Genomic DNA, 14,493 nt, shown 5'->3' with positions numbered 1-14,493 from the left:
TCAATCAGGCTGAGGATCTCCCGGTCCGAAAATACCTCGACTCCCTTCGATCTCAACAGTTCGGCAGTGACGCCACTGCCCGCAACGGTTTTTCCGTTGAAATGGCCGCTATAGATAGTCTGGCTACCGCAGGAAGGACTACCGTCGGTGAGCAGTGCGAATCGACAGTGATGCCGTTGCGCCATTTCCAGCGCCAGCCAGGCGCCCAAAATATATCGCTCCGTGACGTCGCCTCCCGTTTCTTCAACCACCCGAGCTCCTGACGCGATGACCTCATTCCGGCGTTGAGTGGGGATAATTTCCGCCGGGGGCCGCGGGGTGGAAAACCCCGCCGCCAGTTCGGGACAAAAGACAATCAGACGCTGTTCCCGCTGCCAATGGTCGAGATAGTGCTGGACCGTTTTTTTATCTGAACCGTTATATCGAACGGGAAATCCCGCTAAACAGGCGCTTATCAAAATCTTATTCATCTGTGGGATCTTTGACTTTCGAGAGTTCAAGGCCGCCATTAAAGGCGAGTTGCACTAATAGTGCGGGAATAATAAACACGCTGATAGGGCAAAGGGAAATGATTAAAAGAAAGAGAACATCACGACTACGGGAAAACTCATTGGCCAGGTCAGGCCGATTACAATCGCGCAGAGCAGGCGTATCAGCATCGAGCGGTCCTTGCTGACGAAGAAGGTGAAGACCAGCGATAGAAAAAAACCAGTGAAATAAATAGTTTTAATCATTTCCCACAGATGATGATGAGCCACGTTGTTCTCTTCCTTATAGTCGCAGGCGGCGCGTAGTTTAAGACGTTGCCAATTTGTGATCAATCCTTTAACACAATGGGGAAGCGTGGAACGTTTACCCGGCCGATTAATCATAGTGGCAAATCGAGGGAAATTCTGACGAGTCCGTAGAAAAAAAAGATTTACTTATGGATAGAGGCTTGAGCCGCCGGAAGTGATGAAAGGGGCAAGTTCAGGGCATTAAAATGAGTAAATAAAGAAGGCGAGGGGCCTGAAAATGCTTTATACCGGTAGGGCAAACCAAAATTGAAACATTGCTGGTGGGCTAAATATCAGCTGAATAATTGTGACAGCAATATTAATTTTTGGTGACTATATGGACTTAATCGGCCAGCTGAAATAGGTTGGTTTTTTATCCTGTTTAAAAGGGAATAAAATGAACGAGATATCAAGCCTGTCGTTAAAAATCACTCATGAGCTCAAAGAAAGAATCAAAGCCGCGGCCTCCGCGAACGGGGTTTCGATTAGTGCTGAAGTCAGCGCTCGTTTGCTGAGAAGCTTTGAGCCAGAGCTGTCAGACACCCAGCAAGCAGACGCCATTGATAATCAACATACTGAAGAACTGTTGGAACAACCGCTATCGGCTAAAGAGCTTAAAAAGTTGCGGCAGTTGATAAAGGAAAAAAACAAAGGTTCTGTCAAAAAGAAATAAAACCAACCTTTATGCCTGCCGGTGACAAGGGAGGCATATATTCACTTTCCCCATTCCAGCTATTCCCCGATCATCCACTATTAATTCCGGACTTTCGCCCCCCACAATATTTGAGCTATCGAATATTTTACCGACACAATTTTAAAATTCACGCTGGAGCTGCCGATAGACACACAATGAAAGGTCTTATTTTTTAACAGGGAGGGCGTATGCCTACTGGTACCTTAAAGGAAACATTGCTGTTTGGGGATGACATTGGCGCAGTGAGCCATCGATATGAAATCTACAAAGCAGATTCCCGTGGCGGCTTTTTTGCAATGATCTATGCGCTGAAACCGTTACGCATGGAGCACCATGTGGTTATGGCATGGGATATTGAAGAAACCTGTTTACCTTTACGCTCTTCCTATATCCCCAATGCGCGTATGGAATGTGAAGCACATTGGAAAAACGCATCTGTCCTGGCTGAAGGAAAGACGTTGAGAGCCGTGTGATAGAGCGGACCTCAACCACAGAAGCAAGCCAGCAACCTGCTTCTGTGTGAATTTTTACTGATGGGTCTTCAGGATAGTGCGTTATCCCGCCCTTGCTTCGTGTTTGTCCCGCTCGCGTCCTTTTCTCTTGTAGGTAAAGAGGCGCGGTATCGCAGCCAGCGAAGGATATCTAACAACATCAATATCACTGCGCTGATTCCCATCGCTGGCAGGAAGATGCCGATCCCTAAAGTGACGATGACCACCAAAACCCGCGATGCCAGCGATAAAGATAAAAAAGCCTCCGTCACTGTCTGAAGGGGATTGTTAGAAACCGAAGCGCGTGGACGCCGTAGCCACCACAGGCGATATCCCCAAACAATCATCATGCACAATCCTGTGCCAAAAACGGCAAGTAATAGCTGATTAGGCCATCCAAACAACACGCCCATATGTATATCAACGCCCCATCGGGTCAATTTAGCCGCTAACGGGAAGTCGCTGAAGGCGACCTTGCTGACAACCTGACCTGAATCGGGGTCGACCGCTACGGCATCTGCTCGGGTGGGCCAGGTTCTTTCCATCTCGGTGACCGTCCAGGCGCGATGCGGTTTTGATGTCGGCCGAATCTCTATTTTTCTTGCCTCAATGCCTGCGGCGCGGGCGGATGCCAACACCCGATCAAAGCGGGCGGGGTCGATCGGTGTTTTATCCGGCATGTCCATCATCATATGGTGGGCATGCTCGTTGTGTGGAGAGGGCTCGGTGCTTCCGGAAAGTTGCGTGGCGACTGCTGGCGTTTGCCAGCCTAGGGCGTAACGCAGCTGCGATACGTTGTCACCAGCCCAGCGCGACCAGGTTAGTCCTGTCGCAGAGAAAAAGAGTAGGCCCGCGAGTAAAGCCAGTCCGGTCACCGTATGGCGTCGGCGTAATCGGCGACGCGCGCTGCGTACGGCATCGGTTTTTTTCGCGTTGATGGGCGACTGACGACCCGTCCACCACAGGTAAGCGCCGCCTAACGCCGCAATCCACAGCCACGAGGCGGCCAGTTCGCTGTAATTTCTGCCGAGGCTCCCCAGCAACAGACTGCGATGCAGGTTATCCAGCCAGAGACGGAACGGCAAAATTCCGCTGGTGCCGTAAACAGTCAGATCGCCTTTGACCGCCAATGACACAGGATCGATAAAGACGGATCGACTTTCCGAAGGCCCTAAATCAGGAGACGAAAACATGACGCGAGTTGTCTCGCCCGGGGATGGTGCGGGTCTGACTGCAGATAATGTCGTATTTTTTTCGTTAGCCAGGACGCGCATTGCCGCCGCAACCTGCAATGACAGCGGTTGTGGCGTTCCTTCGATGTCGGTGTAAAGCACGTGCGCATAGAGCCGATTTTCGAGCTGAGGCGTTAATACATACAGGGTGCCGGTGAGTGCGGCGATAAAAATAAACGGGCCGACGAACAGGCCAATATAAAAGTGTATCCGTAGGAAGAACGTCCTTAGCCCGGAAGAGCCTGGGAGAGGATTCTGTTCGGCGCTTGGGCGTTTTTCCCCGGTTTTAGGAGCAGACATAACGTCTCCGCAAAAATAATGAAACAGGGCGCACAGGCGCGATGTTTCAAACCTGTGGGCGCGTAAGAAGAGAGTGGAATCTGAAAAAGGGTGGTGGTGCGCGCGCCAGCGGGGAGAAATAGTGCGAATCAGCAATGAGCTGAGGCAAGTCTCTTTTCGATGAATTTAAGGCACGCCAGTAGATGCACGGTATTAGATCGCCGCCGGAGGCGGGTAGCGCGGGAAGATGCCCAAATAGGACGCAATAGCCGCACGCGCTCTGTGCCTGCGCCGCATCATGGCAATCACGAGAAAGCGAAGAGGCGTGTTCATGTCTTGACGCCGAGGCGTTCGAATGCGCGTGATGATGTCTTGTTTGCGTCTGGACGTCATGACTCCGCGCCAGCAGTTGAGAAACCGCTGGAGAGATAAAAATCATGATGACGGCGAAAATACTCAGCCAATAGGGGCCGCGCTTTCGCCTTAACTCAAACAGTGACATGTGCGCTTAAGCATAGAGCATAATTTGATGGCATGACTGTAGCGTATTTAGGGGAACAAACGTTACAAAAATGTATATTCTTCTGCGTCATGCTGGCCTGATTGCGCACGGGTTTCCAATTAAAGAAACTTCACTTCTGTCCGCTGTGATTGCGCTTGCTCAAGACCAAATCTAAGAGGAGAATCCCTGCTTTTACGCCTAACGGACTATTCCTAGGCGAAATCCCTACAATTTCCGTTATGGTAGTGCCCTGTCATGGAATGACGGCTTGATAATGAATTATGCGCATTTAGCGCTTTAAGGAATGAGATGGCTGCGGTCTGTGAGAATCGTTGTCCCAAAGTCTGAAAAAGGGAAATGTGAATCACCGATGCCCGTTTAAATCGGGATTAAATGACGAATAGAGATAGCCGTTGTTTAAACGCTGACCTATCATAATGAACCAAATCTTTATGAAGTTGTCGGATAGCTAACTTATCCATTAATATGGATTTTAGTTGATTGAAGCACACATACAGGGGGAGATGTGCTGGTTAATAAATTTAAGGTTAAACAGCGAGTCAACAATCTTCGCTTGCTCTCAGCCGCTGTAATGCTGTCTTTGACGTCTTTGCCTGCATGGGCATTTTCTATTGACGATGTCGCGCAACAGGCGGAAAAACTGGCAGCAAAGGGGTTTGAAGCACCGAAAAGTAATCTGCCCGATCAATTCCGCGACATGAAGTTCGCCGACTATCAGCAGATTCGTTTCAATCAGGATAAATCATACTGGAACGCAACGCCTACCCCGTTCAAGCTGCAGTTCTATCATCAGGGGATGTACTTCGATATCCCTGTCAAAATCAATGAAGTTACCGCTACCTCGGTAAAAGAAATCAAATATTCGCCTGACTACTTTAACTTTGGTTCAGTCAACCACGATCCTGACGCGGTGAAAAACCTCGGGTTCGCCGGTTTTAAAATTCTGTACCCTATCAATCAGGCGGATAAAAACGACGAGATCGTCAGCATGCTGGGCGCGAGCTACTTCCGCGTTATCGGCAAAGGTCAGATCTACGGTCTGTCGGCGCGTGGACTGGCTATCGACACGGCACTGCCGTCCGGTGAAGAATTCCCACGTTTCCGTGAATTCTGGATCGAGCGTCCAAAACCGAATGACAAGCATCTGGTTATTTACGCGCTGTTGGATTCGCCGCGTTCGACGGGCGCTTACCGCTTTACCGTCTACCCGGGCCGCGATAGCGTCGTAGACGTTCAGGCTAAAGTTTACCTGCGTGATAACGTCGGCAAGCTGGGTATTGCGCCGCTGACCAGTATGTTCCTGTTCGGACCGAACCAGCCGTCGCCGACGCTGAATTATCGTCCGAACCTGCATGACTCCAATGGCCTTTCTATCCATGCTGGCAACGGCGAATGGATATGGCGTCCGCTGAACAATCCGAAACATTTGTCCGTCAGCACCTATACTATCGAGAACCCTAAAGGTTTTGGTCTGCTGCAGCGCGGTCGCGACTTCACCAGCTATGAAGACCTGGACGATCGTTACGATCAGCGTCCGAGTGGTTGGGTTGAGCCGAAGGGCGACTGGGGCAAAGGCAAGGTAGAACTGGTAGAAATCCCCACGGCGGATGAAACCAACGACAACATCGTTTCTTTCTGGACGCCGGATACGTTGCCGGAAAAAGGGAAGCCGCTGGATGTGAAATACCGCCTGCATTTCACGACGGATGAAGATACATTGCATTCTCCTGAAATTGCCTATGTTAAGCAGACCATGCGTTCTACGGGGGACGTGAAGCAGTCGAACCTGATCCGTCAGCCGGATGGGACAATTGCTTTCCTGGTGGATTTCGTCGGTACGCAGATGAAAGACATGGATCCCGCGACGCCGGTAGCGCCTCAGGTGAGCATCGGTGATAACGGTGAAATCGTCGAAAACAGCGTACGTTACAACCCTGTAACCAAAGGCTGGCGTTTGACGCTCCGTCTGCGCGTGAAGGACAGTAAAAAGCCAACAGAAATGCGTGCAGCGTTGGTGAATGGCGAGACTACTTTGACTGAAACATGGAGCTATCAGTTGCCTGCCAATGAATAAGTCAACTTCCTCTCTCGACTATGTCGAGAAATTGTCTCTGCCTGCCGAGCAGGCAGAGACGTTGCGTGAATCCCTCCCGCATTCAACGACTCCCTCAAACCCATCGGAAGTGCATCAGGCTTTAGCCGATGGCGATTCGGTGAATCTTCGAACCGAAGATGATTTGCCGTTAATCTCCGTGAAGCGTCGCCTGGATATGGGCTGGGGAGACAATCCGTCCCAGGAAAAACAGCTGATCAAAGATCGGGAAGGGCGCACTGCGATTCAGGCGATGCCGAAGATCAAACGCGCCGTGATGTTTCCTGATATCTGGCAAACCAACCCGCTTGTGCGCTGGTGGCATGGTATCTTGGGGCAGTCGACCGCACCTCGTCACCGCCGTGTAACGGCGCAGGAAAACAAAGAAGAGAGCCGGTGGCGTACCGTGGGTACGATCCGTCGCTACATCCTTCTGATTCTGACGCTGTTTCAAACGACAATCGCGACCTGGTATATGAAAACCATCCTGCCGTATCAGGGATGGGCGCTGATTGATCCCTTCGAGATGGCACATCAGGACTGGCTGCGTACCGTTATGCAGCTGCTGCCTTACGTATTGCAAAGCGGCATCCTGATTTTATTCGCCATTCTGTTCTGCTGGGTCTCTGCGGGCTTCTGGACTGCGCTCATGGGATTCCTGCAGTTGCTGATCGGTAAGGATAAATACAGCATTTCGTCCAGTACGGTAGGCAATGAGCCCCTCAATCCGGAACATCGCACTGCGTTGATTATGCCAATTTGTAATGAAGACGTAGAACGGGTATTTGCCGGTTTACGGGCGACTTATGAATCGGTTGAAGCGACGGGGCAGTTAGCTCACTTCGACATGTATGTGTTGAGTGACAGCAACGATCCCGATATCTGCATCGCAGAGCAGAAAGCATGGATGGATTTGTGTCGTGAAGTCGGAGGCGAAGGTCATATCTTCTATCGCCGTCGTCGCCGTCGTGTAAAACGGAAAAGCGGCAACATCGATGATTTCTGCCGTCGTTGGGGGAGTCAGTATAGCTACATGGTGGTACTGGACGCCGACAGCGTGATGAGCGGAGATTGCCTGACCAATCTGGTCAGACTGATGGAAGCGAATCCGAATGCCGGGATCATCCAGTCATCGCCGCGAGCATCGGGTATGGACACGTTGTATGCGCGCTGCCAGCAGTTCGCGACACGCGTCTACGGACCGCTGTTTACGGCAGGGCTACATTTCTGGCAGTTGGGCGAGTCCCATTACTGGGGCCATAACGCCATTATCCGCGTCAAACCCTTTATCGAGCACTGTGCGCTTGCGCCGCTGCCGGGAGAAGGTTCTTTCGCCGGGTCAATCCTGTCTCATGACTTCGTCGAAGCCGCGCTGATGCGCAGAGCTGGATGGGGGGTGTGGATTGCTTACGATCTGCCCGGTAGTTATGAAGAGCTGCCGCCGAACCTGTTGGATGAGTTGAAGCGTGACCGTCGTTGGTGTCACGGCAACCTGATGAATTTCCGGTTGTTCCTGGTCAAAGGTATGCATCCCGTGCATCGCGCAGTGTTCCTGACCGGGGTGATGTCATACCTCTCCGCGCCGCTATGGTTTATGTTCCTGGCCTTATCGACCGCGTTGCAGGTTGTGCATACCTTAATGGAACCTCAGTACTTCCTGCAGCCGCGGCAGTTGTTCCCGGTATGGCCGCAGTGGCGACCTGAGCTTGCCATCGCGCTATTCTCCACCACGCTGGTCCTGCTGTTCTTACCGAAATTGCTGAGCGTGATTTTGGCCTGTGCCAAAGGGGCGAAGCCGTACGGCGGTGTCATCCGGGTGTTCATTTCACTGCTGTTGGAAATGCTGTTCTCCGTCTTGTTGGCGCCGGTGAGAATGCTGTTTCATACGGTATTCGTTGTTAGCGCTTTCCTGGGCTGGTCGGTACAGTGGAATTCTCCGCAGCGTGATGATGATGCAACCTCGTGGGGCGAAGCATTCACCCGCCACGGCTCGCAGTTGGTGCTTGGGCTAGTCTGGGCGCTGGGAATGGCCTGGCTGGATCTTCGCTTCTTATGGTGGTTGGCGCCGATTGTCTTCTCGTTGATTCTGTCACCTTGGGTGTCGGTGTACTCCAGCCGCGCCAATCTGGGTCTGGCCTGCAAACGTGCGAAGCTGCTGCTGATTCCGGAAGAGTTCAATCCGCCGCGTGAACTGGTGGCTACGGATGAGTATTTCCGCCTCAACCGTGAACGTAAGCTGAACAACGGATTTATGCATGCGGTCTTTGACCCGACGATCAACGCATTAGCCAGCGGGATGGCCACGGCGAGACATTGCTTCAGCCAGCCTATCGAAACGGTGCGTGAACAGCGTGTGGCGGAGGCCTTGAGCCTGAAACCACAAGAGGTCGAAAATAACCAACGTCTGGCGCTGCTCAGCGACCCGGTGACGATCTCGCGCTTGCATTACCATGTCTGGCAGGAGCCTGAACGTTACACTGACTGGGCTGAGTATTATCAGACCCTCTCCGCTCCGCCGGTGAAGTCGTAATGTGACTCGGTTGAGTAGTTAATACCGGTATAGCGAAAAAGCCCGATGAATATCATCGGGCTTTTTTTATTTGTCACTCTTAAACCACCGCCTATGGAGGTGGTGATCGTTCCTGTGGGGCTTTGCCCGTAGGATGCTCATGCTAAATACTGTCCCAGTTTGAAACCAGTTTTGGCAAAGAGGGTATTTCGTGGACTCGGTAGGAGAGAACGAAGAGATCATTCGCAGATATGTCAGGTTTCAGGACAAAGTAGCGAAAGAGAAAGTGGAAAGACAGATGCGACTGGGGGGATGGAAGAATCGTGTTTAAGCCCCTTTTTAGGGGGCTGAGTCAAAGCCGCCTTCTATGAAGACGGATTTTGACACTTACGGTTTTGTTCGCGTCGAGCAGGGTAAGAAAGGATTCGGGGTTCTTCTGTCATCCATTTATCAGCTGCGGATGGGCATCCATCCACAGCAGTAGGAGAAAGGGCTAATACAGAGAGGATTCACCCTGGGGACGCGTCTTAAATCGGCGGTGCAGCCACATATACTGATCGCAAGCCAGCATGATATTTTGCTCAATGATATGGTTCATCCAGGTGGCCGTAGCGATTTCATTCTCTACCGGTATGTCTAGTTCTGCGGGCTGAATGATGAGCTCATAACCTTTGCCGTTAGGCAGTCTGCGGGGGACAAAGGGAACGACCGCTGGTTTTGCGCTCCGGGCCAGCATATAGCTGCCAGCCGTAGTCGCGGCTTTTTCGACCGCAAACAACGGGACGAACACACTGCTGCGCGGGCCATAGTCGTGGTCAGGGGCATACCATAATATTTCTCCCTGTTTAAGGGAGCGGATCATGCCTTTTAAATCCTTGCGGTCCAGCATGGACTTGTTTGACCGCATGCGGCCCCAAGTCTGCAGCCAGTCAATCAGTTTATTGTCATTCGGACGATACACGCCGATCCCGGCGTTTTGCATGCCAAAAATGCGAGCCCCGAGTTCCAACGTGAGAAAATGAATCCCGATCAGCAATATCCCTCGATTCTGTTCGCGCAGGGGCTGCATATTCTCCAGGCCGGAGACCTTAAACCAACGTGCGATGCGCCAGTCTGGCCAGAACCACGCCATACCGGTTTCCATGACGCCCATGCCGACTGATTCGAAGTTGCTACGTACCAGCGCTTCCCGCTTCTCGGCGGACATGTCGGGAAAACACAATTCCAGGTTGCGTCGAGCAATCTGGACACGATGCTTCAATATGGGCATTGATAGCCGGCCAAGATGAGTCCCTAAGCGGTAAATGATCGGATAAGGAAGCAGGACGACCAGATAAAGGATGCCTATGCCCAGCCAGGTAAGCCAATAGCGCGGATGCAACAGCGAACGGTTGAATGAGGGGATTGTCGTCATGGCCTTTATATCGAAAACGGCGGTAAATCACGCCTTGTGTTAATGGAATTTTCAGAACACCACTCCGAAGAGTAGTTGAATATGGCGTTTAATGGCGCATTTGAAATGTGCTATAAGCTGATTTTTATACGGATTTAGTCAGACGCCTATCATAGCATCGGTTCGCGATGGTTTTTGACCTTTGGTGGTACGGTCACCAATCACAAGAGGGCAGTATTATGACGAAACCCTCACGTTGAAACTAGTCATCAAATCTCCTTGTGTAGCTCGCATTGATATTTCTTAGGGGGTTCTCTCCGACTGACAGAGGCTAAACGCTGGTGTATCATGCCGCGCTATTGTGCTAGCAACAAAATGCTAACACAGAATTAATGTCGTTAACCTCACGTAAAACAGGATCGTACACCATGCCAGTGTTACATAACCGTGTTTCCAATGAGGAACTGAAGGCGCGCATGCTTGCTGAAACCGAGCCTCGCACCACGGTCTCCTTCTATAAATACTTCCAGTTGGATGAACCCCAGGCATTTCGCGACGCACTCTACATGGCGTTGACTGAAATGAACGTGTTTGGTCGTGTCTACATTGCCAAAGAGGGGATCAATGCGCAGATTAGCGTTCCCCAAAGCCTGTTCGACGCGTTTAAAACGCGTTTGTATCAGTCGCATCCTGCACTGAACAACATCAGGCTGAATATTGCGCTGGAAGATGACGGTAAATCATTTTGGGTATTAAGGATGAAGGTGCGCGAGCGGATTGTGGCCGATGGGATTGATGATCCTACGTTTGACCCGTCACAGGTGGGTCATTATCTGAAAGCCGAAGAGGTCAACCGGATGGCGGAAGATCCTTCGACGGTGTTTGTCGACATGCGCAACCATTATGAATATGAAGTGGGCCACTTCGAAAATGCGCTGGAAGTGCCGTCTGATACCTTTCGTGAGCAGCTGCCTATGGCCGCGGAAATGTTGGCTGACGATCGTGAAAAGAACATCGTCATGTATTGCACAGGTGGTATTCGTTGTGAAAAAGCCAGCGCGTACATGCTGCATCATGGGTATAAAAACGTGTTCCATGTCGAAGGCGGGATCATTGAGTATGTGCGTCAGGCGAAGGCTCAGGGACTTCCCCTCAAGTTCATAGGTAAAAACTTCGTCTTTGATGAGCGTATGGGCGAGCGGGTCTCCGAAGAGGTGATTGCTCATTGCCATCAGTGTGGCGCCACATGCGATACGCACACCAACTGCCGTAATGAAGGGTGTCATCTGCTCTTTATACAGTGTCCGCAGTGTGCGGAAAAATATGAGGGTTGCTGTGGGCCTGCTTGTCAGGAGGAAATCACGCTGCCGCTGGATGAACAGCGCAAGCTGAGGCGTGAAAGGGAAACCGGAATGAAGATCTTCAATAAATCCCGCGGATTGCTGCATACGGTTCTGCCGACGCCCACGAAGGGTGAGAAAGCGTAGCAACGTTCAGAAAAAGAAAGAGCCCCCCGTTAGGGGCTCTCTTTTGGCTGAATTATTTCTGACGCACACCCTCAAGTGAAATAATGAGCTCAACGTCTTGTGAAGAGGGCCCCAAGTCCGTCGTGATGTTGAAGTCTTTGAGCTTGATCTTACCTGTGGCTTCGAAGCCTGCGCGGTAGTTGCCCCAGGGATCGTCCCCTTGTCCCAGCAGCTTGGCATCCAGCGTGACCGGTTTGGTGACGCCGTTTAATGTCAGATTGCCGGTGATATCCAAATCTTCACCCTGCTTCTTCACTTCGGTGGAAGTAAAGGTCGCTAAAGGCGCTTTCGCCACGTTCAGGAAATCGCCACTACGGATATGTTTATCACGCTCAGCATGATTGGTGTCTACGCTGTCGGTTTTGATCGTCACATTCACTTTATCTGCAGAGGGATTCGCTTCGTCAAAAGTAAAGGTTCCATCGAAATCCTTGAACGTGCCATACAGCCAGCTGTAGCCCAAGTGTTTGATTCGAAATTGTATGAAGGCATGCTGGCCTTCTTTATCAATTTTATAATCCGCAGCAAGGGCGGAGCCCGCGTAGGAAACTGATGAAGCCAGTAACAAACCCAATAGCGTTTTCTTTAACATTGGTTTTCTCCTAACAATCCCGAGGTTTAATGGACGCTGCGTCCCAACATCCGCTTTAACGTGCCGTCACGATCAATGAAGTGATGCTTTAGTGCTGCTAATGCATGCAGAACCGACAAAATGACGATACCCCACGCAAGATAAAAATGGATGTCTCCGGCGATATCAGCCTGATCCCTGATTCCGCTAAGCGTGGCAGGAACGTAAAACCAGCCAAAGACTGAAATAGGCTGGCCTTCTGCGGTGGAAATGAGATAGCCGCTGATGAGAAGGCTGAACAGCAGAAGATAAAGCAGGATATGCGCGAGCATGGCGCTTATTCGGGTTAGCCGTGAATAACTGGCCAGCGGCGAAGGTGCGGGGCTGATTTTGCGCCATATCACCCTGAACAGCACGACAAGAAAAAGCAGTATACCAATACTTTTATGTATCTCAGGCGCCTTGTGGTACCAGGTATCGTAATAGCCCAGCGAGACCATCCACAGGCCTAGCGCAAACATGCCGTAGACGGCCAGTGCCACGAGCCAGTGAAGCAGCACGCTGATATGACCATATTGAGATGACGTATTGCGCCAAAGCATGACCACATTCCTTATCGTGAAGTTGCTATTAAGTCAGGAGGAAATTAAACACAGGTAAAAATAAAAGCAATACAAAATTATTGCTTTTAACATGATGATTTTATTTATCAATCATTTTGAATAAGCCATCCCCATCTCATTCAGTTCATCGTGTGGATTGCTTAAATAATAGTCGTCATCGACCTCGATGCGAAAAATAAAAATGCCTCAATTTTTAAACTGTGAGCAACTTATCGGGAATAAAAATAATTAGAGATGTGAATTATTGAAATGATGGCGCGATTTTATATTGATATAAAAGACGACACCGCCATAGGAGGCGGTGTCTATGGTGATAATAACGCACTACATAAAAAGAAAATTTAATGCTTTAGATAATCAATGGGCTCAAATTCATTTGATTCGATTTTGGCAATGCCTGCTTCAAGAATGTTAATGAGTTGCTTTGCCACATCGGTGGTTAACCACAAAGTACGATCAACCTGAGCTTCATCGGGAGCCTGGTCCGCGGTAGAGAGGTAGTGTAAGCGGATCATCATTGCATCGTAGCTGTCAACGGTGCTGATATCCCAACCCACAAGTGGATGTGTTTGAATAACTTCACTTTTTATATCCATGATTACCCCTTATGACTAGTTACTGGCATGAGTGACTAAACGAGGTTCTAGGTGACTCCTATCTACAATGACTTAATCAGTATATCGCTCCTGACTGCATTTATGGAATTTTATTGTAAACAATCGCAAAGCAGGTCGTTTTTTTGTTCTTTATTTGACCAGTTGATCGCGGGAGTGTGGTCAGGCCAAAAATAAATCAACCTTCGCTGGCTTAGAATAGACTTAGAATTCAAATTCTTTTGAGCCTATTTGCTCAGAAATAAGCAATTTTTATTCTTTTGATAAGACGCTATTGAGAATATTGCCGATCTAATTCAATAGCACTCGAATTTTCTATCCAGAGAACCGAGTGCATTCATGACAAAAAGAGAAGGTTGCAGTGAAAAAACGAAGCAAGAATAACAGGCAAAGGACTAAAAAATGAGAACTGACGACCTTTACTCTGTGTCGACTTCTGAAAGAAACCAATCGTCAGCGCTTTCCCAAGTCTCTTGCAAAATCTCGGTGATTTTCTCTTTGTCATCCTTATTGCCACCGAAAACACTGAGATTATTCGACCCGGCATAACGCACCAAAACAGAGGTGTCCGGATAATGTGTTTGAATGCGGTGACTCAATTCTTTGGTCAGGGCGTCAATGGCGCCGGCGGGCAACTTAACGGTTTTTGCTACAGTGACTTCAACACGCATAATGACCTCCATACGGGACTGTTTGTTTATACAGTTGTCCCTGATAAAACGCAAGAGGCATAAAGTCGAAGAAAGACGAGTTTTCCCTGCCTTCCGGCAGGGGCGTGGTTTACCTGACAGACCAGTTGAGCTGCTGTCCTGCCATAAAGGGAATGAGTTTTTGTCCTCTGGCATCAATGTACTCTGGGAAGGTGGTCGGCTCCCGATGCAGTTCAACGAAGTCATCATTGACGGGCAGGCCATAGAAACGTGGGCCGTTGAGGGAGCAGAACGCTTCAAGGTGTTCCAGTGCTCCCATTTCCTCAAAGACGGTGGCATAAGCACTGAGTGCCGCCTGTGCGTTGAACACGCCTGCGCAGCCGCACGAGGACTCCTTGCGATGCTGCAGGTGAGGGGCAGAGTCTGTTCCCAAAAAGAATTTTTTTGAACCGCTGGCGATGACGTCACGCAGGGCCTGCTGATGCACATTTCTTTTAAGAATAGGCAGGCAGTACAGGTG

15 protein-coding genes are annotated in these 14,493 nt (G+C 50.2%); 5 read left to right on the top strand and 10 right to left on the bottom strand.

From position 1 onward, the window contains the following. Positions 1-470, bottom strand: a 470-nt coding sequence (locus tag Q7O77_RS06760; protein ID WP_304164755.1) for a DUF523 domain-containing protein, incomplete at its 3' end; no start/stop codon positions are given. 102 nt (positions 471-572) lie between these two features. Beyond that, on the bottom strand, positions 573-758 hold the full coding sequence (locus tag Q7O77_RS06755; RefSeq protein WP_304164761.1) for a GhoT/OrtT family toxin: 186 nt from the start codon (positions 756-758) through the stop codon (positions 573-575). Positions 759-1,173: 415 nt separating this feature from the next. Between Q7O77_RS06755 and Q7O77_RS06750 the strand changes: the two genes are divergently transcribed. Together Q7O77_RS06750 and Q7O77_RS06745 are read left to right on the top strand one after the other, a co-directional pair. Beyond that, positions 1,174-1,449 (top strand): hypothetical protein, encoded by a 276-nt coding sequence (locus Q7O77_RS06750; RefSeq protein ID WP_304164752.1) that lies wholly within the window; start codon positions 1,174-1,176, stop codon positions 1,447-1,449. Between the two features lie 209 nt (positions 1,450-1,658). After that, positions 1,659-1,943: a hypothetical protein gene (locus tag Q7O77_RS06745; protein WP_304164750.1), complete on the top strand. Its 285-nt coding sequence runs from the start codon at positions 1,659-1,661 to the stop codon at positions 1,941-1,943. A 68-nt stretch (positions 1,944-2,011) separates the two neighbouring features. Here Q7O77_RS06745 and Q7O77_RS06740 read toward each other — a convergent pair whose 3' ends face one another. Next, a complete protein-coding gene (locus Q7O77_RS06740; protein WP_304164748.1) occupies positions 2,012-3,493 on the bottom strand; it encodes a PepSY domain-containing protein in 1,482 nt (493 codons plus the stop codon). A gap of 46 nt (positions 3,494-3,539) precedes the next feature. After that, positions 3,540-3,974 (bottom strand): DUF2946 domain-containing protein, encoded by a 435-nt coding sequence (locus tag Q7O77_RS16980; protein WP_369696211.1) that lies wholly within the window; start codon positions 3,972-3,974, stop codon positions 3,540-3,542. A gap of 592 nt (positions 3,975-4,566) precedes the next feature. Between Q7O77_RS16980 and Q7O77_RS06735 the strand changes: the two genes are divergently transcribed. Together Q7O77_RS06735 and mdoH are read left to right on the top strand one after the other, a co-directional pair. Continuing rightward, positions 4,567-6,069: a glucan biosynthesis protein G gene (locus tag Q7O77_RS06735; protein WP_304164758.1), complete on the top strand. Its 1,503-nt coding sequence runs from the start codon at positions 4,567-4,569 to the stop codon at positions 6,067-6,069. Further along, on the top strand, positions 6,062-8,617 hold the full coding sequence (gene mdoH, locus Q7O77_RS06730; RefSeq protein WP_304164745.1) for a glucans biosynthesis glucosyltransferase MdoH: 2,556 nt from the start codon (positions 6,062-6,064) through the stop codon (positions 8,615-8,617). The genes Q7O77_RS06735 and mdoH overlap by 8 nt, the downstream gene beginning before the upstream one ends. A 472-nt stretch (positions 8,618-9,089) precedes the next feature. On the opposite strand, the gene Q7O77_RS06720 is transcribed toward mdoH, so the two are convergent. Next, positions 9,090-10,010: a Kdo(2)-lipid IV(A) acyltransferase gene (locus Q7O77_RS06720; RefSeq protein ID WP_304164743.1), complete on the bottom strand. Its 921-nt coding sequence runs from the start codon at positions 10,008-10,010 to the stop codon at positions 9,090-9,092. A gap of 407 nt (positions 10,011-10,417) precedes the next feature. On the opposite strand from Q7O77_RS06720, the gene Q7O77_RS06715 reads away from it, so the two are divergent. Next, complete coding sequence (locus Q7O77_RS06715; RefSeq protein WP_304164741.1) at positions 10,418-11,476, top strand: rhodanese-related sulfurtransferase; 1,059 nt, start codon at positions 10,418-10,420, stop codon at positions 11,474-11,476. Positions 11,477-11,528: 52 nt separating this feature from the next. On the opposite strand, the gene Q7O77_RS06710 is transcribed toward Q7O77_RS06715, so the two are convergent. The 5 genes from Q7O77_RS06710 to Q7O77_RS06690 all read right to left on the bottom strand — a co-directional run. Then, positions 11,529-12,107 (bottom strand): YceI family protein, encoded by a 579-nt coding sequence (locus tag Q7O77_RS06710; protein ID WP_304164739.1) that lies wholly within the window; start codon positions 12,105-12,107, stop codon positions 11,529-11,531. Positions 12,108-12,133: 26 nt separating this feature from the next. Next, entirely contained in the window at positions 12,134-12,688 is a 555-nt protein-coding gene (locus Q7O77_RS06705; protein WP_304164737.1) for a cytochrome b, read from the bottom strand. Between the two features lie 362 nt (positions 12,689-13,050). After that, positions 13,051-13,305, bottom strand: coding sequence for a biofilm formation regulator BssS (bssS, locus tag Q7O77_RS06700; RefSeq protein WP_026740390.1), 255 nt, complete (start codon positions 13,303-13,305; stop codon positions 13,051-13,053). Positions 13,306-13,742: 437 nt separating this feature from the next. Then, the gene (gene dinI, locus Q7O77_RS06695; RefSeq protein WP_304164733.1) at positions 13,743-13,994 is read right to left on the bottom strand and encodes a DNA damage-inducible protein I; all 252 of its coding nucleotides are present in this window, start codon (positions 13,992-13,994) and stop codon (positions 13,743-13,745) included. A 109-nt stretch (positions 13,995-14,103) separates the two neighbouring features. Then, positions 14,104-14,493 (bottom strand): amidohydrolase family protein (locus Q7O77_RS06690; protein ID WP_304164730.1); only part of this gene is annotated, 390 nt, incomplete at its 5' end.

It is taken from the genome of Lonsdalea britannica (assembly GCF_946477055.1).
GTDB lineage: Bacteria > Pseudomonadota > Gammaproteobacteria > Enterobacterales > Enterobacteriaceae > Lonsdalea > Lonsdalea britannica_A.
The sequence above is the reverse complement of the archived record's forward strand: the minus strand, read 5'-3'. Positions and strand labels throughout refer to the sequence as shown.